Raw genomic sequence first — 21,952 nt, forward strand, 5'->3', positions numbered from 1 at the left:
CGAAGCGGCTGCGGACATGTCAGCGGCTGCCACAAGGGCGTCTGCGCCGCGCCCGTAGCTACCCAATATGTGGATGGCAAGGTCAACATCGTTTAGCCGTTGTCGTTTGGCATTTAACCGTAAGAATGCGCCCGTTCCGGCAGGTGATCGCACTTAATTTGAGATTTTTCGGTGCGAGTTTTGGCACTTGACGCCTTGCGGCCCGGCCATACCGTTTGTGATATTTGGCATTTTCTGATGAAGCTTGGCCGCAGGCAGCCATGTTTTCCTCGGCGGCCAATCTCACGTTAAGTGCCAACATCGAAGCCAGAATCTCAAATTAAATGCCCAATCTCAATTTAAGTGCCGCGCTATCTTGTTGAAATTATTGCATGCGGTGTCTCACGATTAAAGGGTCTTCCTCAATTTCTGTGGTTAACAGAGTGTTAACGCCTCGACTGCTATCTGCGGGGATGCGAGCGCAATTGAAATGGTCACCCGGCCCAGGGGTCACGGTTCTGGGTATTACCCTTCAAGACGAAGAAAACTGGGTTGTTGTTTCTGCCGCTGCCAAACCTGTCGGTATCTACCCGGATTGTGGAACGCAAAGCCGGCATCGGCACGGCTGGCACAACCGCCGCCTCCAGGACTTGCCTGTTCAAGGTCAAGTTGTGAAAATCGAGCTCGCACTGAACCGGTGGCAGTGCAGACACCGGAAATGCGGGCGACGAACCTTCACCGACAGGGTGCCTGAGATTGCTTCACCCTATATGCGACGAACTGAACGGATGGCTGAGATTGTGGGCTTGGTTGGTCACAAGATGGGCGTCCAGGAGAGCACTTGATGCATCGGCTTGGCATGCCGGTCAGCGACGACACGATCTTGCGGCAATTGAAGCGCGGTAATCCGGCGTCCATACAAAAAGACACTATTCGGGTTGTGGGCATCGATGATTGGAGCTGGCGGCATTCCTCGCGGTACGGCACGATCATGGTCGATCTTGAGCGTCATTCGGTCGTCGATGTTTTGGAGGACCGCAGCGTCGAGAGCGCAAAATCTTGGTTGCAAGAGCGTCCGACGATCGAGGTCGTGAGCCGAGATCGCTGTGGTTTGTATGCTCAGGCAGCCCGAGAGGGCGCCCCGCAAGCCCTCCAGGTGGCTGACCGTTTTCATCTGGTCCAAAATCTCAGGGAGGCGATCAAGGAACAGATGAGCGTTTACGGTCACGCCCATGTTAGACCCATTCTCTCCGAAGATGCTATCGCCAGCGCCAGGTCACAACAGCGCCGTGCCCGCTTGGCGCACAGGCAATCTCGTCAGGAAATATTCGACACGCTTCAAGTTTTGCGGCAGCAGGGCCTCACGTACAGCGAGATTGCAAGGCGGACCGGATACGAGCGCCGCAGCATCGCGAATTGGCTTACTTCCAATGCACCTCGAGACAGGAATCGGGCGGCATTGAATCCGACATCGCCACTGTATTTCGAAGCTTTTCTGGCTGAATGTTGGAAAAATGGAAACCGAGTAGGGCGCCATCTGTTTTACGATATCAAGAACCGCGGTTACACGGGCAGCCGCTCCAATCTGGAGCGCCTGTTGAAAGTGTGGCGTGAGGTCGAAAACATTCAACCCGACCAGCCGCCTCCGGAGACGGATGTTTCAGAACCCGTCCGCGATCCTGACACGGGCCATATGATCTCGTCTGTGGTGGCAGCAGCTTTGTGCATAAAGCCTCGCGGCTTGCTGACAGATCGCCAGGCCAGAAAGGTCAATGCGTTGAAGCAGGGCTCTCGAGCGTTCGCCATCATGCGTGGCTTGGCCATGCGCTTCAACGGCATCTTGCGCAGCAGGAGCCCGGACGCGCTGGATGAATGGATCGACGATGCCATCGACACCGAGCTCACGGCAATTATGCGTTTCGCCAGCGTTTTGCGCCGGGATATTGATGCCGTCAAAAATGCAATCGAACTCCCGTGGAGCAACGGTCAAGCCGAAGGGCAGATCAACCGCCTCAAGATGCTGAAGCGAGCAATGTACGGTCGCGCCGGCCCACAACTGATGAAGGCGAGAATGCTGCCACTGAATCACAGAAATTGAGGATGAACCTGTTTAAGTGCAAAACGACACCAGCACTCTGGCGGCAGAAACGGCCAGAGTGGATGCGTTTGCCGGCATTTGTTCAGGCGCGGCAGGACGAATGGCTGCTGCCGCCAGCACCGATCTCGCAACGCTTAAGGGCTACGACAATCGCGCGAAGCGCGACGAGCTCGTAGCGACCATTATGGCCGATATCCAAGTTCCAGCGGACGTCCTCGGCAAGGTCAGCAAGAGTTGCAGTCGCTCACTATCCTGAAGCGCAGCCGACACCGAGCATAGTTAGGCCAACCAGAACGAAAAAATAGCGATCGCTATGAAAAACCTCATCCCCGCCCGCTTCTATACCTACGACTTCACGCGCCTGTTCGTATCGCTTGCGTTTACGCTGGCGATTGCTGTGATTGTTTATTCGGTCCTGTTCGGAAGCATCCTGTAGTCGTCTGATCAAGTTTGCAGCTGGCAAGTTGTGCGGGTCTTACTGACTTTCTGTAGTGATGACTATTGATGAGCGATAGCTTGCGCGCTTTTGGGAGTTCCGCGCCGGCTCTGTCATATAGCGCACGCTTGATCATCCGACGCGCCGATTTCACGGTGCAAGAGCCGCGCGAACCGCACCAGTAGAGAGAGCCCGGAGCTGACGGCATCGTCGATCCAAATGTCAAGCTTGCTCGTTCACCGCTCCGGAGATTGCCGCGCACCGTGGGGCAGGATGCCGATGGACCCGGTTATTAGTTCAATCGTCCACGCCGTTTGCCGAAAAACTGTGACCGCATCCTGCTGCAGGTGAAGACCCGCAGCCGAAACCCGGCTGCGGGCAACCCGGCGGCATGGCTCAACTCGACGGAGAACCAAAACTCACGCCAAGATAGCCGATGGTTGGCTGCATGCTAGCGACGGCAGATGAGCCGCAATGGCTTCCCTCACGTCGATGTCTCGCCGCCATGGCCGCATACCTGTCTTGAGTTCGGGGGCGGTCGCGATGTTAGCCGCTTCCTGAATTGCAGCGGGTGTAGGGTGCAGCGCGAAGGAGGGGTCGTTGGCCTGGCATAGCGCGTGGGGGAACTTTCGAAAAATCTTCGGCCTCGCATCATTTAGTGGCGTGGAAGCGCCAATGGGGCAGCTGTGGCGGGCGTTTTGCCAATCAGCAAATAAGCGAATACGGTTTGCGCGGCGACAATCACGGTGAGATTCAGCGTCAATCAGGATGAGACTCGGCGGCGGGGGTGTGACGAAGGGAGGGCGTAGCCCGACCGGAGTTACACCCCCGCCGCGGCGCAATTTTTAGGCGTCTCATGATCGCGGTCGGCCCGCTACGGTGGCGGTTTTCTGGAATGGAGAACCACCTTTGTGCCGGGTCGCCATGTAACCGATCATCAGATGAGATTATTCATGAAGTATCGACAAACGCATTCTGTTGAGGTCGCCGCCGCGAAGGCGTCGATCAGCCGGGCGACGGCGTTCCGCATGGAGAAAGAGCAGCGCCTTCCGTCGCAGAACAAGCCGCCGCGCGGTCGGCGTCGCCCCGATCCGCTTGAGCATATCTTTGATGCGGAGGTCGTTCCGCTCCTCAAGGCCGCTCCCGGCATTCGTGCAGTCGCCATTTATGACGAGATGCTGCGGCGTCATCCGGAACTGCCGGAAGGCATTCGCCGCACACTCGAGCGGCGCATTCGGTCCTGGCGGGCCGCTCACGGTGAGGCACAGGAGGTGATCTTCCGCCAGACGCACGAGCCCGGCCGGTTGGGGCTGTCGGATTTTACCGACATGGGCAGCCTCGGCGTGACGATCGCCGGCCAGCCGCTCGACCATCTCGTCTATCACTTCCGGCTGGTTTGGTCGGGCTTCGAGCACGCCCATGTCATCCTTGGCGGCGAAAGCTTCGTCGCCTTGGCGGAGGGACTGCAGAATGCCCTGTGGTCGGTCGGCGGTTCACCGCTCTATCACCGCAGCGACAGCCTGTCGGCTGCCTTCCGCAACCTCGACGCCGATGCCAAGGTCGATCTGACAAACCGCTATGAAGACCTATGCGCTCATTACCGGATGACGCCGACGCGCAACAACAAGGGCGTCGCTCACGAGAACGGCTCAATCGAAAGTTCCCACGGCCATCTCAAGAACGCAGTCCGCGATGCACTCCTGATGCGCGGCACCCGAGACTTCGACGATCTTCGCTCCTACCGCGCCTTCATCGACGAGATCGTCAGCCGCCGCAATGCCGCACATGGCAAGCGCATCGATGCCGAGCGCCCGCATCTGCAGGCACTTCCCGAGCGCCGCACCACCGACTTCGAGGAGGTAGTCGTCACCGTGTCACGCACCGGCGGCTTCGCCTTGCGCAAGGTCTTCTACACCGTCCCCTCCCGTTTGATCGGCCACCGGCTGCGAGTGCGTTTGTTTGACGATCGCCTCGACGTCTTTATCGGCGGCACGCATCTGCTGACGTTGCCGCGAGGTCGCGCCCATGCAAGCGGCAAGCATGACCAGGTCGTCAACTATCACCACGTCATTCATTCCCTGCGCAAAAAGCCGATGGCGCTTCTCAACCTGGTCTATCGCGACAAGCTCTTCCCCCGGCCGGAATATCGCAGGGCTTTCGACACTCTCATCGAGCAACTGCCCGACCGGCAGGCATGCAAGATCACCGTCGAATTGCTGGCGCTCGCTCATGATCGCGGTTGCGAGCGTGAACTGGCCGAGGAGCTTGCCAGAACGCTCGACGCCCGCAAACTGCCCGACCTGGTCGCCTTGAGAGCCATCTTCGGTCCGGACCCGGATCAGTTGCCGACCGTTCATGTGCAGCTCGCATCGCTCAACAGCTATGAAGCCCTGATGGGGTCTGCCTATGCGGGAGAGGCCGCATGAAGAATGACCACAACCCCATCGACGAAGCCCGCCTCGGCATCATGCTCAATGAACTGAGGCTGCCGACAATCAAAACGCTGTGGCCGCAATTTGCCGAACAAGCCGATCGTGAAGGGTGGCCCGCGGCTCGCTTCCTCTCCGCCATCGCCGAACACGAGCTGGCTGAACGGGCGCATCGCAGGATCGAACGTCACCTCGCCGAGGCCCATCTGCCGGCCGGAAAGACGCTCGAGCGCTTCGCTTTCGACGCAGTGCCGATGATCTCCAAGGCCCAGGTCATGGCCATTGCCGCGGGCGATAGCTGGCTCGCCAAGGGGGCCAACATCCTGTTGTTCGGTCCGCCCGGCGGCGGAAAGAGCCACCTCGCTGCAGCAATCGGCCTCGCGTTGATCGAGAACGGTTGGCGGGTGCTGTTCACGCGCACGACCGACCTCGTCCAGAAGCTTCAGGTCGCACGGCGCGAACTCCAGCTCGAATCCGCCATCGCAAAGCTCGACAAGTTCGATCTACTCATCCTCGACGATCTGGCCTACGTCACCAAGGACCAGGCCGAGACCAGCGTGCTGTTCGAACTCATCTCCGCAAGATATGAGCGGCGTTCCATCATGATCACCGCCAATCAGCCCTTCGGAGAATGGAACCGCGTCTTTCCGGACCCGGCCATGACGCTTGCGGCGGTTGACCGACTTGTTCACCACGCAACGATCTTCGAAATGAACGTCGAAAGCTACCGGCGACGTTCCGCCATGGAAGCCAAACGCCAGCGCGGCAGACCTGCCGCCTCCGCGACAATCAAAAGCTCTTCCCAGTTTGTCGCGGAGCGGCAATCAGAACACGACGAGACTCTTGCCAGCGACAATCAGCATGATACTTTCATGCCGACCGCGACATAAGAGTCTCATCCAGATTGTCGCCACCGTCTCATCCTGATCGTCGCGCTATAACGGTTGCTATTCGAATGACAAAGGCGCAGTGTCCAGCCTTCAGTAGCAGATGAAACGGGCGCTACTGCTTGAGGGCTCGATACCCTGGCCCCAAGCAAGGGAACGCCATGTCTTTCCCCGCACGCCACATTTCGCCTTCCGAACGAGCAAAGATACAGTGGGTCCTGGACGATGCTGGCTACGGCGCCGACCTTCTTGTCCAAGATCCGGGGCTCTTTGAGACTGCTTCGTTGCTGGTAACTAGGCTGATGCTCGAGGGAGTTCAGTCCCGCTCGGGTCTAGCAGCGCGGCTCGAATGCCGGTTCGGGCGAGCCGGGAAGCACAGGCAGCCACCGGGTTTTCGCTTGGGGCGCTACGCAATTCAAGGGCTGCCTGTAGAACTGCAACACCTCACGAAGTGAGCGACGCGTGCATGTTACGGAAGTGGCGTTCCTGTGAAGGAGCAGCCGCAATGGCTTCCCGTTCTCGTAACAACTTAAAGGCTCCATTGGAGAGATTGATCGATGCGCCAGCTATCCTATCTTGCATTGGCTCTTAAAATGAGCGTGCTTCTGTCTGCAACGCTGTTCGTCCCCGGCGCTTATGGCCAAGGAACGCTTCCGATGCCCGCGAATGCCGAAGCAAATCGTTACGGATCAGGGTGGGAGTGTAATCGTGGCTTTAGAAGACAGGCCGATTCCTGTGTTTTGGTGACGGCTCCCGACCATGGCTTCCTGACAAACGAGTCCTATGGCAAGGGCTGGCAATGTCACTACGGTTTTGCCGAAAGGGGCGACCAATGCCTTGCCGTTGAGGTGCCTGCCAACGCCTATCTTGATCCGTATTCTGGCGACCGTTGGCGATGCATGCGCGGATATCGCCGAAACGACACTGGATGCGACCGTATCGAGGTGCCGGACAATGCGTTCCTGACGGATTCAAGCTATAGCGAGGGTTGGGAGTGTGAGCGTGGTTACCAGGTTGTCGGTGGCAAGTGCGTCGCGTTGAACGTTCCTGAGCACGCCTATCTAACCACCAGCGGTAATGAATGGCTATGCGACCGCGGCTTTGAAGTGAAAGGCCAAGCCTGTGTTGCCGTAAAGGTTCCTGAAAACGCAAGCTTCGCGGATACTTCCTACGGGCAGAAATGGAAGTGTGACCGCGGTTTTGAAGCAAAGGGATCCGCATGCTCAGAAATCAAGCTTCCTGAAAACGCACATCTCGATCGTTCCGGTAACGGTTGGGAGTGCAACCGCCCGTATCAGTTCCACAATGGGCGCTGCCGTATGGAATGATGATTTGGCAGATGGACGAAATTGCCTCGCAATTAAACGCGAGGCAGAGCTAGATTTGCACGGCGAAGCAAAGGGATCCGAAGCAATTGATTGCAGTAGCAGGGGAGCCGGCCGGCGTCCTACCCAATTCGGTCCAATGTCGCAGCTGGAGTCAATTGACGAAACGAGGGCTGATATTCGTAAGCAACATCACGACCTTGTCTTCGATCGCCTGGCATTTGGCGGCGTATTCGGCTGTTAGCGGTTCATCCGACATTGCATGCTCGCTCAACTCGTCGCGAGTGACCACGGCCGCCCCGTAAGCTTCGATCAAGGTGCTCAACGCCAGGAATCGCAGTTCTGAAAGCTGTTTGCGGTGTCGTGGCAGCCGCATCATGAGGCGTGCTCGGCCGATTTTCTCGAAGTCCAATGACTGTCGCCTCTCAGATCCAGGATTTTGTCGTTGTCCTCCATAAATTTGCTGGGAGCAACATCGATATGAGCGTGGAGAGACCAATGGCGGGGACCGGTTCGACCGTTGCGGAGCTGCGCCAATAGCGACCGCGCAAAAGATGCGGGCCATGCCGGGAGGGGGGCTGCTTGGTCGCCCGTCGAGGCAGAACAGCAGGTAAATTGATTGGCTCGATTTGGTGCTTGTCATCCGGCCCCGAGCAGAACCTGACGATGGCGGGCAGGAAGCAAAGCGTCTCACCGCGTAACATTCCTCTCAGAGCAGTCTTGGGTCGAAAAGTTGGCTTCGGCGCGCGGGTGCTCGCACGACAGAAGACCGTCGAGCTTGGTGATGTGTTTGCACTCTGCGATCCCGGCGAAACGTTCGGAATCTACCGTGGTCGTGCTCGGATTGGCCCATTTCACGGCCTTTTATCCGACACGCCACACTGCACCCTCTGGCTAGCGTTTGCCTAACCTCGTTCGTCCTGCTGCCCTAATTGAAAGAGATGAGTCAGACGAAAGACCGATGAGCCCAGCGCCTATGGCGGCTTCAAGGGTCTGGCTGTAATCGTCTCCCACCAGCCCATGTTTTTTGGAGTGTTTTTCAGCAGCCCCGCGTGAGACGGATGGCGACACCCCATATCGAACACTGTGGAAGGCACTCAGAACAATAAGAAGTTTTTCGTCCAAGCTTTTCATTGTCTACCTTCAATCTATCTGGTGATGGGGGCGGCAATGACCCCTAGGATGGCATTGAACCCACCTACGGTCACCCGCGTGCTGCGGTTCCTTGGCTGTGCAGAATGGTTACCCCGCGCTATCACGCAGGCGTCGGCAAAGCTGATCTTGCTGCAGTTTGATGCGCTTCTGCTTCTCGAAATGATAGCAGTCGATGTGAGGCCTCGTCCCAAAGGACGAGTTTCACCAAGCTCAGGCTCTCCCTGATGGTGATGCGGCCCAATTCTCCCAGTTCAGGATAATCACGCAGAACCTCAGGAAGTCTGTAGAAGGGAACGCGGCTTGACAGGTGGTGGACATGGTGCATGCCGATATTGCCGGTGATCCAGCGCAAGGGGCGCGGCAGATCGTAGTGCGAGGCGCCATGCATGGCCGCGTATTGGAACGTCCATTCGGGAGGCCTCGACCAGTGAGTGTCTTCGAACTGGTGCTGGACATAGAACAACCAAATACCTGCAGCCCCAGCAAGAAGCACAATCGGCAGATGGATCAGGAGAAACGGCACGGCGCCAACTGCCCAGACAAGAAGACCGGCGAGTGCGGCAATGGCGACATTCGTTGCCATGGTGGAGACCCATGGCAGGGCGCCGGAGCGCATCATTCCGACCGGCAGCCTCTGCTTGAACAGAAAGAGCCAGGCGGGACCGATGCCGAACATGACGACGGGGTGCCGGTAGAGGCGGTATACGAGCCGTCCTCTGCGCGTGAGAGCTCCATATTCGGCGACGGTGAGTGTTGTAATGTCACCGACACCCCGCTCGTCGAGGTTGCCTGCCGAAGCGTGGTGTTCGGCGTGGGCGCGGCGCCAGTAGTCATAGGGTGTTAGCGTCAGCACGCCGATCATCCGGCCCGTCCAGTCATCCAGGCTGCGTCGGCCGAAAAAGGAACCATGGCCGCAGTCATGTTGCAGCATGAACAAGCGCAGGAGAAATCCCGCCGCAGGGACGATTAGGGCCATGCCGAGCCAGTAACCGAAGTGCATAGAGGCCCACGCCCCCGCCCACAGCAGAATAAATGGCACAAGGGTCACCGTCAGTTCGAATGTGCTGCGGCCAATATGCGGCTGTCGATAGGCGGATAGGATCTTCAGCCAGGCTTTTTCACGATCGGCGGTTGTTTCCGCGCGGCGGTCGGAAAGCTGGCTGACTCTGGTTTTCTTCAAAGCGTCTTCCTAGTTGATGGTTTGACATGATCGCCTTCGGCCATTGCTACGGACGCATCAGGCAGCCTGGGGATTGTGGCCGACATCTCGCTCAAGCTCGAAACCATCTTTTGGCGTTCGACGAGATCACTGATCTCAGCGCGATCGCCGGCGCAACTACGGGCAAACACGTCGGCGCCGCTCTTGTCAGGTTGGACGGAGCCAAGTCCTTATCGGATGTATTTAACTGTGCCGGTGATCATGACGAGCCCTTCCGTAGCAATACTGAGAAGCCCCGCGCGAAACAGGGGCCCGATAGCGATTTTGAAAGGAAGGTTCGTTCAGAGCGCGACGCCAATCGCGCAATAACCAAAGCTAGCAAGCAAATTCGATAGATCGTTCTATCGGCATCTTCACCCAAACGTCAATCGGCAGTTTGAATGTGCTCTGTGCAACATGTGGGAGGTCTTGCCCTATTCGCTGGCCAGAGCGCAACCTAGACAGTTCGCATGCCCTTCTCGACACTAACTGGCCATAGAGACCGAACGGCGTGCAAGAAAAAGAAAAAATTAAACGACGAAAAACTCGCCATTTCAGGTTCCTGAGAATGATTTTCATTGGCCTTGTTTAAAAAAGTTAATATTTTCGTTGAGTTTCAAAAAGTATCGTCTATATATCAATTCATCGAATATTGCTTGTGACCTTTGACTTGGCGCTTTTGCGCGGCCAGATTTCCTCTCTAATATCGATCATCGTCAGAGAATTATTTGTGGCAAATTCCGCGATTGAAAGGAAATCATCATGGCTTCAGGCACAGTAAAGTGGTTTAACAGCACCAAGGGCTTCGGATTCATTCAACCGGATGACGGCAGCACGGACGTGTTCGTCCATATCTCGGCGATTGAACGCGCCAGCCTGCGCTCGCTCACCGACGGTCAGAAGGTGACGTTCGACGTCGTCGCCGACCGCAAATCGGGCAAGAGCTCGGCCGACAATCTCAGGGCCGAATAGTTTGTCATTCGCCCTCTTCTGACCACGGATGTACTGGCAGGGAGGCGCATGAATGACGGGAAGAGGTCGGGGGAATAACCCGACCTTTTTGCGTCTTGGACCCTTCGTTTTCAGGAGATTGCCATGCGCTCTGTGGCCTACGAGATTGGCAACAAGGTCTCGCTGAGGGCGAGTGCCACGCAGGTGGTGTTGAGCAGCCGCGTCGGCCAGATCGTCGGCCTGTTGCCGGCAGATCGTGGCGAGGCCCGCTATCGCGTACAGGTGGAAGGCGAGACGTTCGAACGATGCGTACTGGCGACCGACATCGAACACGCCGAGGTCGCGACTGACGACGCCCCCAAGGCGACCGCCACCGGGCCGTGGCTCAAGCCATTGAGCGCCAAGCGCGGCAGATAAGCACGCAGGCCCTGGCCTTCCGCGACCAAGACAGGAGAACATCTTTTGCAAGTACTTGTCAGAGACAACAATATCGACCAGGCTTTGCGGATTTTGAAGAAGAAGATGCAGCGCGAGGGCCTGTTCCGTGAATTCAAGGCGCGCAGCAGCTACGAGAAACCCTCGCAAAAACGTGTGCGCGAAAAGGCAGAAGCGGTGAGGCGTCAACGCAAGCTGCAGCGCAAGAAGCTCCAGCGCGAGGGCCTACTGCCGGCGCCGAAGAAAGCGGCGCGACCGCGCTGAGCTTTCGGTGCGGCAAGCACCGGCCGCGTCAGGAGAGAGGGCATAACGCCAGACCCCAACGCCACATTCAAGCCGGCCAAGATCTCTACAAGCGAGAAAGCGGCGGCCACCGATCAAACGGCGAGAGCAATCGTTGCTGCCGAAAAGATCGTCCGCGAAAAGAAGACCGAGAAACTCAAGGCGCAGCACCTTAAGCGCGCCGCTTCCGAAGCCGTTGTAGAGGCGCCCGCAAGTAATCCGGCCCGTAGATCGCGCCGTCCGTGATTGCCGCCGATACCGAACGCGAACACGACTTCCCCGTCAACAGGAGGTGGCTTCATGTCATCCGCACACCGGCACTCCTTGGCTCCCTCCGACCTGGCAATGCTGGATGGCGTATTGCGACGCGCCGGGTTTCATCAGCGCGTCGAGATCGATGATCAGGAGAACCTTCGTCTTGCCGCGGTCTTCCTTGTCGGACGGTTTCAGGCAGGCGTGACCACAGCAGAGACCTTGCTTGCCGAATTGCAGAGCCGGAATGGGCTGCGCACCCCGCGGCAGGTTGAAACCGCAAATCTCGAACGGTGGGAGAACGACGGCGGAGCGCCGCAAAGAGCCAGCGCGATCACGCGTTATACCGGCGCCCGACGCCGATCTTGGCCCTCCCGGCGCAGCTTCTGAGCCGACATTGGCCGACTTGGCTTACCGCGGCATGAGAGGCTCTCCACCCGCCAATATCCACCTTTATCGACAGCAGTACGCCGCAAACGGCTTTGCACCGTCCGACGCGCACTGTCCCCGCGGCCGGGACCCGGAGAATCAAAAGACTGTGGAAACGCCGCGCCTCGGACAGAGGCGCAGTGCATTGGAAGCAAAGACTGCCCTCTTTTCGGCATGCCGCCCTTCGGCGCCGGCATGCCCTTTTCCTGGATACGCTGCTGCACAAACCGGGGCGTGTTGGCAGCGAGGTGCTGGCGGGAGCGCCCAGGGTTGGCAAGCCAACGGACGAGCGCGATCTGGTCAAGGCGCTCGAGCAGATTGCGGTCCTGATTGTTAATTCTTCCGCTCCACTTATGAGCCAGTGCATGTGTCGACGAGCATTGTGCCGTGTTTGTTTCCGTTTTGTGCGTCTGAGGTCGCATAATGTATCATCGGGGACGAAATCGGCAGCAGGCGGTCAAACATCGTCGTGTGCATTTCTCCCCCAATGATAATTGCGACCGGTTGACCGGTGTGCGGCGGGCAGCCGACGTCATTCAGGGGATTGGCCATAACTGTCGGGTGACTCTAGGCTGCAGGGCAATTTCAGGCCCTAAATACGGGATCCGTTTAAGATAGACCTCTGATGGGCAGGGGCAACTGACCGTTGAGCAGGACGGTTTCATATATTGGGCGCCCCGTGTTGCGGGCTGTAAGGAGCCCGAGCTCGGAGCCGAAGATGGCTTTTCAGCATTCGTGAGTTGACTCTAAAAAAGGCTTGTTGACTCTAATATGTATCTGCTTTAAACAAATACAAATAGCGCGACGGGAGGTCGCGCTGACACGTGCGGCAGGGATGCCGCCCGCAAATCTCGTTCAGAGGGAGGAGCCTAATGTCGAAGTTTTCGAGAATCCTTGCCGCTAGCGTTGCCACGTTGGCACTCATCACTGGCGCGTCCTCGGCCGTTGCCCAGGATGCAGTGGGTGTCAGTTGGCGCTATTTTCAGGACGAACGCTGGAAGATCGACGAAGCCGCGATGAAGTCGGTCTTCGACGCGGCGGAGGTAGAATACGTCGGGATCGACGCGCAGGGTGACCCGCAGAAGCAGGCTGCCGACATAGAAAGTCTCATCGCCCGCGGCGTGAAGGTGCTGATTATCGTCGCTCAGGATGCGAAGGCGATTATCCCCGTCATCGAGTCGGCGAAACGCGAAAACATCACCGTCATAGCGTACGACGCCCCAATCGACACGGGCGACGTGCTCTACACCAGCTTCGACAACGTCGCCGTCGGCCGGGTGATGGGCGAAGCGCTCCTCAAGGCCGCGCCAAAGGGAAACTGGGTCGCCATGGATGGTGATCCGGCGCAGACGATCATGCAGGTCTTCAAGAGTGGCCAGATGCAGGCCGTCCAAGGTGCGGTCGACAAGGGTGACATCAAGTTCGTCGCACAGCAGAACGTGGAGCAGTGGAAGCCCGACGTCGCGCAGGCTCTCATGGAACAGGTGCTGACTGCCAACGACAACAAGGTCGACGCCGTCCTCGCCATGAACGACAGCATCGCCAACGGCGTCGCCGCAGCGCTGGCAAGTCAAAATCTTCTCGGAAAGGTCGCCATCTCCGGACAGGACGGCGACAAGAACGTGCTGAACCGGATCGCCAAGGGGCAGCAAACCATGACCGTGTGGAAAGACGCCAATGCGCTGGGAACCGTGGCAGCGAAGGCGGCTGTCGAGATCATCAAGGGCGCCAAGATCGACTCGGTCACCGGCGTGTCGCCGGGCACTACCGACTCCGGAGCATCGCAACCCGCCATTATCCTCGATCCGATCGCCATCACGCGAGACAACCTCGACCTCGTCGTGCAGTCCGGCTGGATTTCGAAGGATGCGCTGTGCAACGGCGTGACCGAAAATCCGCCGAAGGCGTGCGAATAGGCCGCGACATCCAGGAGTTTTGCAATGACAACGGTGTCCCAGCCCGTGTCCAGTTCAAGTAAGGTCCTCCCCCGCTTGCTACGTGCGATCGGGGGAGGGCACGCCGACACACGCCTGATGGCGATGGTCGGCGTGCTCGCCTTGATCTGGCTTTGTGCCAACATTCTCACCGGCGGAGTTTTTCTGTCGCCGCGCAACCTGTTCAATCTGTCGCTTCAGGTGTCGGTCGTCGCCATCATGGCGTCCGGCATGATCCTGGTGATCGTGACCCGCCATATCGATCTGTCGGTCGGTTCTCAAGTTGGCTTTCTTGGCGTTCTCGGTGGCCTCGTTCAAAGCGTATGGCTGCCCGACAGCGTCCATGCATGGTGGATCGCCAGTCTGGTCATGCTGGGCGGAGGCGTGTTCATCGGCCTTATTCAGGGCGCCCTGGTGGCCTACGCGCGGATACCCTCCTTTGTCGTAACGCTCGGAGGGCTGCTCTTCCTGCGGAACGCGGCCTATGAACTGAACGACGGGACGACCATCGCGCCCCTGAGTGAGACTTTTCAGATTCTGGGGGGCGGTCAGAATGGCGTCCTCGGCGGTCCGTTGAGTTGGCTCTTTGCCTTCGTGGCCGCAGGAATTGTCGTGGGAAGCCTGGTGCGCAAACACCGGCGCAAGAGACGGCTCGGAATCCAGAAACCTCTTCAGGCATCTGATTACTTCTCCGCCGCAGCCTGGTGTGCCTGCGCATTTGGTTTCGTCGCGATCATGAATAGCTACAACAAGCCAGGCACGGATGAACCGATGGGGATGGCGTTCCCCGTCCTGATCCTCATCGCAGTGACAGCGGCGATGACGCTTGTCGCCAAACGACACAGGTTCGGACGACACGTGTTTGCCGTCGGTGGTGACCCACAAAGCGCGCGTCTAACCGGCATCAACACCCAGCGCGTGGTCCTCAAGGTATTCGCTCTGATGGGGCTGCTTTCGGGCCTTGCATCCATAGTTCTGACCGCGCGGCTCAATGCGGCGGCGAGCGGCGCAGGCACGATGATGGAACTTTATGTGATCGCCGCGGCCGTCATCGGCGGAACTTCGCTTGCCGGCGGCGTCGGGACGATCCTTGGGGGATGCGTCGGCGCTCTCATCATGCAGAGTCTGCAAAGCGCCATGGTCCTCCTTGGCATTCCGAGCCCCACCCAAAGCATGGTCCTTGCTGGCGTCCTCGTCCTCGCTGTCTGGATCGATACGATGTGGCGCGAAAGGAGGCCATCATGACGACCCCTTTGCTTGAGGCCCGTAACGTCAACAAGGCATTTGGAGGCGTTCACGCCGTCGAGAATGTTAGCGTTTCACTCATGCCGGGCGAGGTCGTGGCCTTGCTTGGTCACAACGGCGCGGGAAAGTCCACCTTCATCAAGATGCTCTCGGGCGTCTTTCCGGCGGACAGCGGACAAATCCTGATCGACGGAAAGTCGGTCGACATCCGCTCACCGCATGACGCTCAGGAACTGGGGATCGAGACGATTCATCAGACGCTTGCGCTCGCCGACAACCTTGACGCCGTCTCCAACCTCTTCCTTGGGCGCGAGCAGACCGATCGCTTCGGCTTTCTCGGCACGGAAGCGATGGAACATGGCGCGCGGCAGACGATCGAGCGCATGCGCTTGAGAATCCCATCGCTCAACGCTTCCGTCCGCTCGATGTCGGGCGGACAGCGACAGGCGGTTGCGATCGCGCGAGCCTTGCATTTCAATGCCCGCATTCTGATCATGGATGAACCTACCGCGGCATTGGGGCCCGAGGAGACGAAGAATGTCGGCCTGCTCATTCAAGAGCTGAAGCGGCAGGGACTCGGGATTTTCCTGATAAGCCACGACATGCATGATGTTTTCCAGCTCTCCGATCGGATTACGGTGATGAAGTCCGGGCGGGTCGTCGGCTCCTACCCAACGAAGGAACTGACGCAGGACGATGCTCTCGAAATGATCATCCTTGGCCGCAAGCCAGCCAGGTTCGCAGCCGCTACCGCCTAATCAGCGACAATTGAAGCGAGTGGAATTTCGAAATGACAGTCAAAGCACCAAATTTCAGTCTCGATGGCAAGGTGGCGTTGGTAACCGGCGCTGCGCGTGGCATCGGTCGGGCGTGTGCGCTCGCGTGTGCAGCTGCCGGGGCCGACGTGATCATTGGCGTGCGTAACGTCGAGGCGGTCGCGGATCTCGTGTCGGAACTGGAAAGCACGGGCCGCCGCGTCCTCGCGGTCCCGATGGATATCTCCGACAGCCGCCAGATCGCACAAGCGGTCGACACCGCGTTGGCGACCTTCGGGACGATCGATATCCTCGTGAATAATGTTGGCGTGGCGCCTGGCAATCTGGCGGAGCTTGTTGAAGAGAAGGATATCGACCAGATCCTGAACGTCAACATCAAGGGCACCTTCCTCGTTACCCAGGCCGTCGCACGCCATATGATCGAAAAGAAAAGCGGACGGATCGTGAACATAAGTTCGCAAGCGGGTACAGTGACGCTGCGCGGTGAGGCGATCTATTGCATGAGCAAGGCCGCTATCAATCACCTCAGCCGTTGCCTCGCGGCCGAATGGGCCCAGTACGGGATCACCGTCAATACGGTCGCGCCGACCTTTATTTGGACGGACTCGACGCGGCCAGTGCTTGCAGATCCGGATTTTTACAGTCGGACAGTGGGCCATATTCCACTTGGCCGCATCGGTGATACCGACGACGTTGTTGGGGCAGTGATCTATCTTGCCTCGCCAGCGGCCTCGATGGTGACCGGTGCAAATCTGCTTGTCGACGGTGGATGGTCGGTGGCTTGAGTCCGTCACATGGAGGGTAACCTTTGCTTGCGTTCGGGCATCTGATAGTTCGTCAAGATATGTCGTCGCCAGCGATTCGAATGCGCTGCCGACATCCTACGATAGCTCCTGACTGACATATGGTGTCCCTGGGAGGAATGTTGACGACGAACAGTGTGCTACGACACATGAATGCGGTCCGTTGCCTGCGCGTGTTGCGCAGGGACGTGTCACTATCGCGCGCGGACATTGCACGTGAGTTGAACGTGACGCGCGCTACAGTAGGCAATTCGATCAAGCAACTCCTCGCCGAAAAGCTCGTCATCGATCTCAACGAGAGCGCAGAGGTAAGCGGTGCGGGGCGCCCGGGCGCTCTCGTATCCCTCAATCCGACGGGCGCATATTTCATCGGGCTGGACATATCCTCGGCTGAGATCAACGCGGTTCTCGTCGACTTCTCGATGCGTGTCGTGGCCAAAAGGATTGTGTCCATCGCGGATCGCTACCAAGATCCCCGCCAGGTGATCGAGCTTCTTGCCACGTTGCCGAAAGAACTCATCGAAGTTTCCAAGGTGCGGTCCTCGCGAGTAAGGGGAGTTTGCATCTCCGTGCCCGGCATCGTCCGGGAGGGAAAAATCATCTCGGCGCCATGGCTTAATTGGCGGGACGTCGATGTTGTCACGGCAATGGCCGAAGCCATGCAGCCCTTGCAGAAGATCCACATCTGCAATGACGCTGTCGCGCTCGCGAGCGCGGTGGCCACGGATGCCGGGGAGGGCGATTTGAGCGATGCGCTACTATTGCTGCTTGCCCAGGGGATTGGCAGTGCGCACTTACGACAGGGCCGTGTCATTGAAGGCGCGCACGGGCTTGGTGGGGAGGTGGGGCACATGGTGATGGGCGCGCGGCCACAGATGGCGGCAACTCACACCTTCGAAATCCTCGCCGGCTACCAGAAGTTCTTGCCTTTTATCGACCATGGAACTCCGATTCCGGAAGGGTTGGCGCGTCTGGCGACGCTCGGGAGCTCGCCGGAGTTCGACAAGGCCTTGGACGAATGGGCGTCGGCCCTTGCAACTGGCTTTCTCAACCTCATCCACATTCTTGATCCCAAGACGATCGTCCTAGGCGGTCCACTTGCGGTGCTCTATCCCAGGGTCGCGTCGAGAGTGGAGGCATTGGTGGCCGAAAATCTCGTTCATGGCTTCGAAGTACCTCCGATTTCCGTTGCGAAATTCGGTGGCGACGGTGCTGCCATCGGGGCGGCAGCGCTTTTGCGCGAAAGCCTTTTCGACCTTCCCGAACTTCCTGCAATTTAGATGACCGACGCACAAAGTCGTTTGACAGCATATTTGTATTTGTATAAAGCAAAAGCAAATAGACCCTGAGGAGGAGGAGCCAATGCTGAAGCACATCGATCCCATTCTGTCGCCCGAACTGCTCTGCGCCCTGAGGGCAATGGGACATCGCCATGACATCGCGATCGTCGACGCCAACTTTCCATGCGACGGGGGAGACGACCGCCTCATCCGCCTCGATGGCGTCGATGGCCCACGCGTCCTCGAAGCCATCATGGGAGTGTTTCCTCTCGAAGAGCAGGAGCAGCATGTGGCCTGGCGCATGATCGCGGAAAACGACCCGGCAAAAATCCTACCGGTGTTTAAGGACTACGCTGCCGTTCTCGAAAAGAGCGAAGGAAAGACGATCGAGTTGACCGCGGTCGAGCCGGATAACTTCAAGGATCGCGTGCGGGCGGCCCACACGGTCGTCGTCACCGGGGAGCGACGCTTCTATGGCGGGGTCATTCTGCGCAAGGGAGTCATCGCTCCCGAGTGAGGAGCGATGGCCTGAAGAAAACCTGATCCGAACGTTGATACATGTCCGACCATTTTTTCGACGATACCTTCGAAGCCTTCCTGTTCGACATGGATGGCACCATCCTCAATTCGATTGCTGCGGCGGAGCGCGTATGGGGGGCTTGGTTCCGGAAGATTGGCCTCGATCCGGAAGTCTATCTTCCAACCATTCATGGGAGGAAGGTATCGGAGACGATCGCGTCCCTCAGTCTTTCCCACATCGATCCGGAGGCCGAGGCGTCGGCCATCACGAAGGCTGAAATCGCCGAAGTCGAAGGGGTGGTGCCCATCCCGGGGGCATCACTCTTCCTCAACAGTCTGCCCCCGCGCAAGTGGGCTGTCGTGACATCGGCGCCATTGGCCCTTGCGAGAGCAAGGCTAGAGGCGGCGGGGTTGCCGACGCCAGCCATCCTGGTGACGGCCGAAGACGTCCAGAAGGGAAAACCCGCGCCGGATTGCTTCGTCCTCGCTGCCGAACGGCTGGCTGTGAACCCTGTGCGCTGTCTGGCCTTCGAGGACGCGGAAGCCGGAATCGCCGCGGCGGTTTCAGCCGGTTGCACCGTGATGGTTGTGACTGAGACCCACAAGCACGGTTTTGATGGCTCCCACAACCAAATTGCGAACTATCAGCACGTCCGCCCCGAAATCCTCCGCGGTGGGCTGGGCTTGACCCGCATCTAGCGGCTATCAGCGACCCGATGGCATGCGGTTACGTCGATAGATCAACTCTTCATCGACCGAAAGCATTCGTTTGTGCAGCATCGAGGCTCCTCCGATCGCGGGCCCTTCCGGGCCCAGCTTGGACAGGCGGATCTCCGGGATCGGGTGCTCGTCCAGCAGATTCTGGCGAACATTGGCCATGACCTGGTCCCGGCACAGGTCGTAGAGCATCGCGACGGGGCCACCGAGCACAATTCGTACCGGGTTGAAGATGCTTGTCAGGGTGGCGACACCCCTGCCAAGGTAAAAGGACCAATCAGTCAGCGTCGACAGAGCTGCACGCTCTTGTCGCCGGGCAGCGCTGGCGAACTCATCGATGTTGCTGGCCGATCCTCCATGAAAGCGATAGCGGGCGAGCACCGCCTCACGGCCTATGAAGCTCTCGAAGGATCCGGAAATGGTCGCGAGCTCAACGAAGCCTTCATCTCCAAGGATGATATGACCAAGCTCTCCGGCATAACCGTCCTGCCCATGCAACAATTGTCCGGAGTTGACGATCGCGCCGCCGACGCCGGCGTCGAGAAAGATGTAAATTTCGGTATCGGTGCTCTCGTCCTTCGAGCGGTACATCTCCGCCATTGCGAAGGCATTGGCATCGTTTTCCGCGGCAAGCGGCAGATCTTCGGGAAGCACTTTCTCGAGTTTGTCCAGGATCGGTTCCTGGCGCCACCCAAGGATCGGAGCGCGTAGGATCGTTCCGGTCCGATCAATGACGCCGGGCGCCGTCAGGCACAGCCCTCGGACCGTATGTGTCTGCGAAAGGCTCTTGGTGAGCGATTTTACGGTCTTCACCAATTGCTGAATGATGCGTTCGGGGTCGGCGTCAGCCAGATCGAAGTTCGATTGCGACTGAGCGACGACCCGCGCCTCCATGTCGAGCGCGACGACCGTAAGACGACCGACGCCTATGTCTGCGCCAATGAAAACTCCGTAGTTGGAGTTGAGACGAACGAACGTGCCGGGGCGTCCGGTGCCGGCGCTCTTGTCGTCTTCCGAATTGTCTTCGACAAGCAATCCTTCTTCGGTGAGGCTCGCCACAATGCTGCTGGCGGTCGACCGCGTAAGTCCAAGTTCACGCGCGATGTTGGCGCGGCTGACCTTGCCTTGCCGAAAGACGACATCGAGCACCCTGACTTCGTTGATGTGCCTGACGGCGCTGGGCATGGACATGAAGTGCTCCGACTAGGTTGGGCCCGCAAGGCCGGTAGCGAATCCGCGCGGGATCCCCTTTCGAGCGAAAGCATATAGTCGTTTCAGGCGCGGCTGTCGCCGATTATGCGGTTTCTAAAATTGTGACAGCCTCCCCGCCGCGGCGTCTTTCTGTTCACTTTTTTGTTCGCCGCCTATCGAAGCAAGTTGACACACTCGCGTCAATATGTTTGTTTTCAATCCAAACAAACGGAAGAGGAGAAGCCGTCTGTTTGCAGAGGCGGCATGGGGCCGCCCAGGGGAGGAACTAAATGAAATCCAATTTCAAATCACTGGCCATTGCCGCGGCGCTCAGTGCTTCGGTGTCCGGCTTCGCCCTCGCACAGGACAGCGTCGAGGTGTTGCACTGGTGGACCTCGGGCGGCGAAGCCGCCGCCGTCGGCGTCTTGAAGGATGACCTTCAGAAGCAAGGTGTCGGCTGGCAGGACATGCCAGTCGCGGGTGGCGGCGGCGAGGCGGCCAACACGGCCCTGAAGGCGCGGGTGACTTCCGGCAATCCACCGACCGCGGCGCAGCTGCTCGGTATGGCGGTCAACGAATGGTCGGAGGAGGGGCTCCTCGGCGATCTGACCTCTGTCGCCGACCAAGAAGGGTGGGGCAAGGTCGTCCCTGACGCGATCAAGAACTTCGCCGTGCACGATGGCAAGTGGCAGGCCGTGCCGGTGAACATCCATCGCCCGAACTGGCTCTGGATCAACGCGAAGGTCTTCAAGGACAGCGGCCTGGAGCCACCCAAGACCTGGGACGATTTCAACGCGGTCGCGGACAAGCTCAAGGAAAAGGGCATCGTTCCCCTCGCCCACGGAGGGCAGCCGTGGCAGGACACGACGGTCTTCGACGACGTCGTTCTCGGGATCGGTGGTCCGGAGTTCTACAAGAAGGCCATCCTGGAATTGGACGATGCCGCACTGGACTCCGATACGATGGTCAAGGTCTTTGATCAGATGCGCAAGATCCGCGGGTATGTCGATCCTAACTTCTCCGGAAGGGATTGGAACCTTGCCACCGCGATGGTGCTCAAGGGCGAGGCTGCCATGCAGCTCATGGGCGATTGGGCGAAGGGCGAGATCGTCAAAGCCAACCTCACGCCGGGCGTGGATATCCTCTGCGTCACAGCGCCCGGTACAGAAGGTTCGTTCCTGTTCAACACCGACTTTTTTGCCATGTTCCCGGTGGGAGACAGCAAACTGGCGGCCCAGCATAAGCTCGCGGCGAGTGTCATGTCGCCGAGTTTCCAGGAGGCGTTCAATCTGGTGAAGGGCTCGATCCCGGCTCGAACGGACGTTTCCGGCGACAAGTTCGACGCCTGCGCGAAGAAATCCATGGGCGATCTCAAGAGCGCCGTGTCATCCGGTACACTTCTGGGTTCGCTCGCACATGGCCATGCCGAGCCGGCAGGCATCCAGCGCGCCATGTTTGACGTCGTCACGCAGCACTTCAACTCCGACATGTCGTCCAAGGATGCTGCCGCGGCGCTTGTGACTGCGATCAACGCCGCCAGATAGAGATCCTCCCAGGGGTTGGCCGCACCACAGCCGCGACCAACTCTTGCGCGGCACCAGTCGCCCAGGCGGCTGGTGCCGCTGAAATCG

At 58.8% G+C, this 21,952-nt stretch carries 23 protein-coding genes and 2 pseudogenes; 21 read left to right on the forward strand and 4 right to left on the reverse strand.

The annotated features are described in order from the left end of the window. Positions 1-452 precede the first annotated feature (452 nt). The 8 genes and pseudogenes from QM996_RS29930 to QM996_RS29965 all read left to right on the forward strand — a co-directional run bounded on the left by QM996_RS29930 (position 453) and on the right by QM996_RS29965 (position 7,157). Complete coding sequence (locus QM996_RS29930; protein ID WP_500270517.1) at positions 453-824, forward strand: transposase family protein; 372 nt, start codon at positions 453-455, stop codon at positions 822-824. Positions 825-838: 14 nt separating this feature from the next. After that, complete coding sequence (locus QM996_RS29935) at positions 839-2,077, forward strand: ISL3 family transposase (RefSeq protein WP_500270518.1); 1,239 nt, start codon at positions 839-841, stop codon at positions 2,075-2,077. A 31-nt stretch (positions 2,078-2,108) separates the two neighbouring features. Continuing rightward, positions 2,109-2,333: pseudogene (locus QM996_RS29940) on the forward strand (hypothetical protein); the annotation flags it as partial. A 57-nt stretch (positions 2,334-2,390) separates the two neighbouring features. Next, positions 2,391-2,513: a hypothetical protein gene (locus tag QM996_RS29945; protein ID WP_106407803.1), complete on the forward strand. Its 123-nt coding sequence runs from the start codon at positions 2,391-2,393 to the stop codon at positions 2,511-2,513. 911 nt (positions 2,514-3,424) lie between these two features. Then, positions 3,425-4,939, forward strand: coding sequence for an IS21 family transposase (istA, locus tag QM996_RS29950; RefSeq protein ID WP_500270433.1), 1,515 nt, complete (start codon positions 3,425-3,427; stop codon positions 4,937-4,939). Continuing rightward, entirely contained in the window at positions 4,936-5,832 is an 897-nt protein-coding gene (gene istB, locus QM996_RS29955) for an IS21-like element helper ATPase IstB (protein WP_334197042.1), read from the forward strand. Before istA ends, istB begins: the two co-directional genes overlap by 4 nt. 158 nt (positions 5,833-5,990) lie before the next feature. Next, positions 5,991-6,284: a hypothetical protein gene (locus tag QM996_RS29960; RefSeq protein ID WP_334197443.1), complete on the forward strand. Its 294-nt coding sequence runs from the start codon at positions 5,991-5,993 to the stop codon at positions 6,282-6,284. A gap of 102 nt (positions 6,285-6,386) precedes the next feature. After that, positions 6,387-7,157: a hypothetical protein gene (locus tag QM996_RS29965; protein WP_334197444.1), complete on the forward strand. Its 771-nt coding sequence runs from the start codon at positions 6,387-6,389 to the stop codon at positions 7,155-7,157. 151 nt (positions 7,158-7,308) lie between these two features. Here the strand turns inward: QM996_RS29965 and QM996_RS29970 are convergent, their stop codons facing one another. Together QM996_RS29970 and QM996_RS29975 are read right to left on the reverse strand one after the other, a co-directional pair. Continuing rightward, positions 7,309-7,566: a hypothetical protein gene (locus tag QM996_RS29970; protein ID WP_334197445.1), complete on the reverse strand. Its 258-nt coding sequence runs from the start codon at positions 7,564-7,566 to the stop codon at positions 7,309-7,311. Between the two features lie 843 nt (positions 7,567-8,409). Further along, on the reverse strand, positions 8,410-9,489 hold the full coding sequence (locus QM996_RS29975; protein WP_334197446.1) for a fatty acid desaturase: 1,080 nt from the start codon (positions 9,487-9,489) through the stop codon (positions 8,410-8,412). Positions 9,490-10,269: 780 nt separating this feature from the next. Between QM996_RS29975 and QM996_RS29980 the strand changes: the two genes are divergently transcribed. The 12 genes from QM996_RS29980 to QM996_RS30035 all read left to right on the forward strand — a co-directional run bounded on the left by QM996_RS29980 (position 10,270) and on the right by QM996_RS30035 (position 19,112). Next, positions 10,270-10,479, forward strand: a complete 210-nt coding sequence (locus QM996_RS29980; RefSeq protein ID WP_334197447.1) for a cold-shock protein — start codon at positions 10,270-10,272, stop codon at positions 10,477-10,479. 123 nt (positions 10,480-10,602) lie between these two features. Continuing rightward, on the forward strand, positions 10,603-10,875 hold the full coding sequence (locus QM996_RS29985; RefSeq protein WP_334197448.1) for a cold-shock protein: 273 nt from the start codon (positions 10,603-10,605) through the stop codon (positions 10,873-10,875). A gap of 45 nt (positions 10,876-10,920) precedes the next feature. Then, positions 10,921-11,157 (forward strand): 30S ribosomal protein S21, encoded by a 237-nt coding sequence (gene rpsU / locus QM996_RS29990; protein ID WP_113536185.1) that lies wholly within the window; start codon positions 10,921-10,923, stop codon positions 11,155-11,157. Between the two features lie 42 nt (positions 11,158-11,199). Next, complete coding sequence (locus tag QM996_RS29995) at positions 11,200-11,421, forward strand: hypothetical protein (protein ID WP_334198716.1); 222 nt, start codon at positions 11,200-11,202, stop codon at positions 11,419-11,421. 54 nt (positions 11,422-11,475) lie between these two features. Beyond that, positions 11,476-11,817, forward strand: coding sequence for a hypothetical protein (locus QM996_RS30000; protein WP_334197449.1), 342 nt, complete (start codon positions 11,476-11,478; stop codon positions 11,815-11,817). Positions 11,818-12,728: 911 nt separating this feature from the next. Next, positions 12,729-13,772 (forward strand): substrate-binding domain-containing protein, encoded by a 1,044-nt coding sequence (locus tag QM996_RS30005; RefSeq protein ID WP_334197450.1) that lies wholly within the window; start codon positions 12,729-12,731, stop codon positions 13,770-13,772. Between the two features lie 24 nt (positions 13,773-13,796). Next, positions 13,797-15,035, forward strand: coding sequence for a sugar ABC transporter permease (locus QM996_RS30010; protein WP_334197451.1), 1,239 nt, complete (start codon positions 13,797-13,799; stop codon positions 15,033-15,035). Beyond that, entirely contained in the window at positions 15,032-15,793 is a 762-nt protein-coding gene (locus tag QM996_RS30015) for an ATP-binding cassette domain-containing protein (protein ID WP_334197452.1), read from the forward strand. The genes QM996_RS30010 and QM996_RS30015 overlap by 4 nt, the downstream gene beginning before the upstream one ends. Before the next feature lie 32 nt (positions 15,794-15,825). After that, entirely contained in the window at positions 15,826-16,596 is a 771-nt protein-coding gene (locus QM996_RS30020) for an SDR family NAD(P)-dependent oxidoreductase (protein ID WP_334197453.1), read from the forward strand. Between the two features lie 137 nt (positions 16,597-16,733). Next, complete coding sequence (locus QM996_RS30025) at positions 16,734-17,894, forward strand: ROK family transcriptional regulator (RefSeq protein WP_500270434.1); 1,161 nt, start codon at positions 16,734-16,736, stop codon at positions 17,892-17,894. Positions 17,895-17,976: 82 nt separating this feature from the next. Beyond that, positions 17,977-18,411: an RbsD/FucU family protein gene (locus tag QM996_RS30030; RefSeq protein WP_173519735.1), complete on the forward strand. Its 435-nt coding sequence runs from the start codon at positions 17,977-17,979 to the stop codon at positions 18,409-18,411. 41 nt (positions 18,412-18,452) lie between these two features. Next, positions 18,453-19,112, forward strand: coding sequence for an HAD-IA family hydrolase (locus QM996_RS30035; RefSeq protein WP_334197455.1), 660 nt, complete (start codon positions 18,453-18,455; stop codon positions 19,110-19,112). Positions 19,113-19,118: 6 nt separating this feature from the next. On the opposite strand, the gene QM996_RS30040 is transcribed toward QM996_RS30035, so the two are convergent. Next, complete coding sequence (locus QM996_RS30040; protein WP_500270519.1) at positions 19,119-20,165, reverse strand: ROK family protein; 1,047 nt, start codon at positions 20,163-20,165, stop codon at positions 19,119-19,121. Between the two features lie 30 nt (positions 20,166-20,195). Continuing rightward, positions 20,196-20,321, reverse strand: a pseudogene (locus QM996_RS30045) (hypothetical protein); the annotation flags it as partial. Between the two features lie 290 nt (positions 20,322-20,611). Here QM996_RS30045 and QM996_RS30050 point away from each other — a divergent pair. After that, a complete protein-coding gene (locus QM996_RS30050; RefSeq protein ID WP_334197457.1) occupies positions 20,612-21,865 on the forward strand; it encodes an ABC transporter substrate-binding protein in 1,254 nt (417 codons plus the stop codon). The last annotated feature ends 87 nt before the right edge of the window (positions 21,866-21,952 follow it).

Source organism: Sinorhizobium chiapasense, assembly GCF_045277575.1.
GTDB classification, from domain to species: Bacteria; Pseudomonadota; Alphaproteobacteria; order Rhizobiales; family Rhizobiaceae; genus Ensifer; species Ensifer chiapasense_A.

What these genes read in the sequence shown, in the direction of transcription:
- QM996_RS29930 (WP_500270517.1), top strand. Translation starts at nt 453, where the DNA reads ATGCGAGCGCAATTGAAATGGTCACCCGGCCCAGGGGTCACGGTTCTG.
- QM996_RS29935 (WP_500270518.1), top strand. Translation starts at nt 839, where the DNA reads ATGCCGGTCAGCGACGACACGATCTTGCGGCAATTGAAGCGCGGTAAT.
- QM996_RS29945 (WP_106407803.1), top strand. Translation starts at nt 2,391, where the DNA reads ATGAAAAACCTCATCCCCGCCCGCTTCTATACCTACGACTTCACGCGC.
- istB (WP_334197042.1), top strand. Translation starts at nt 4,936, where the DNA reads ATGAAGAATGACCACAACCCCATCGACGAAGCCCGCCTCGGCATCATG.
- QM996_RS29960 (WP_334197443.1), top strand. Translation starts at nt 5,991, where the DNA reads ATGTCTTTCCCCGCACGCCACATTTCGCCTTCCGAACGAGCAAAGATA.
- QM996_RS29965 (WP_334197444.1), top strand. Translation starts at nt 6,387, where the DNA reads ATGCGCCAGCTATCCTATCTTGCATTGGCTCTTAAAATGAGCGTGCTT.
- QM996_RS29980 (WP_334197447.1), top strand. Translation starts at nt 10,270, where the DNA reads ATGGCTTCAGGCACAGTAAAGTGGTTTAACAGCACCAAGGGCTTCGGA.
- QM996_RS29985 (WP_334197448.1), top strand. Translation starts at nt 10,603, where the DNA reads ATGCGCTCTGTGGCCTACGAGATTGGCAACAAGGTCTCGCTGAGGGCG.
- QM996_RS30000 (WP_334197449.1), top strand. Translation starts at nt 11,476, where the DNA reads ATGTCATCCGCACACCGGCACTCCTTGGCTCCCTCCGACCTGGCAATG.
- QM996_RS30005 (WP_334197450.1), top strand. Translation starts at nt 12,729, where the DNA reads ATGTCGAAGTTTTCGAGAATCCTTGCCGCTAGCGTTGCCACGTTGGCA.
- QM996_RS30010 (WP_334197451.1), top strand. Translation starts at nt 13,797, where the DNA reads ATGACAACGGTGTCCCAGCCCGTGTCCAGTTCAAGTAAGGTCCTCCCC.
- QM996_RS30015 (WP_334197452.1), top strand. Translation starts at nt 15,032, where the DNA reads ATGACGACCCCTTTGCTTGAGGCCCGTAACGTCAACAAGGCATTTGGA.
- QM996_RS30020 (WP_334197453.1), top strand. Translation starts at nt 15,826, where the DNA reads ATGACAGTCAAAGCACCAAATTTCAGTCTCGATGGCAAGGTGGCGTTG.
- QM996_RS30025 (WP_500270434.1), top strand. Translation starts at nt 16,734, where the DNA reads ATGTTGACGACGAACAGTGTGCTACGACACATGAATGCGGTCCGTTGC.
- QM996_RS30030 (WP_173519735.1), top strand. Translation starts at nt 17,977, where the DNA reads ATGCTGAAGCACATCGATCCCATTCTGTCGCCCGAACTGCTCTGCGCC.
- QM996_RS30035 (WP_334197455.1), top strand. Translation starts at nt 18,453, where the DNA reads ATGTCCGACCATTTTTTCGACGATACCTTCGAAGCCTTCCTGTTCGAC.
- QM996_RS30050 (WP_334197457.1), top strand. Translation starts at nt 20,612, where the DNA reads ATGAAATCCAATTTCAAATCACTGGCCATTGCCGCGGCGCTCAGTGCT.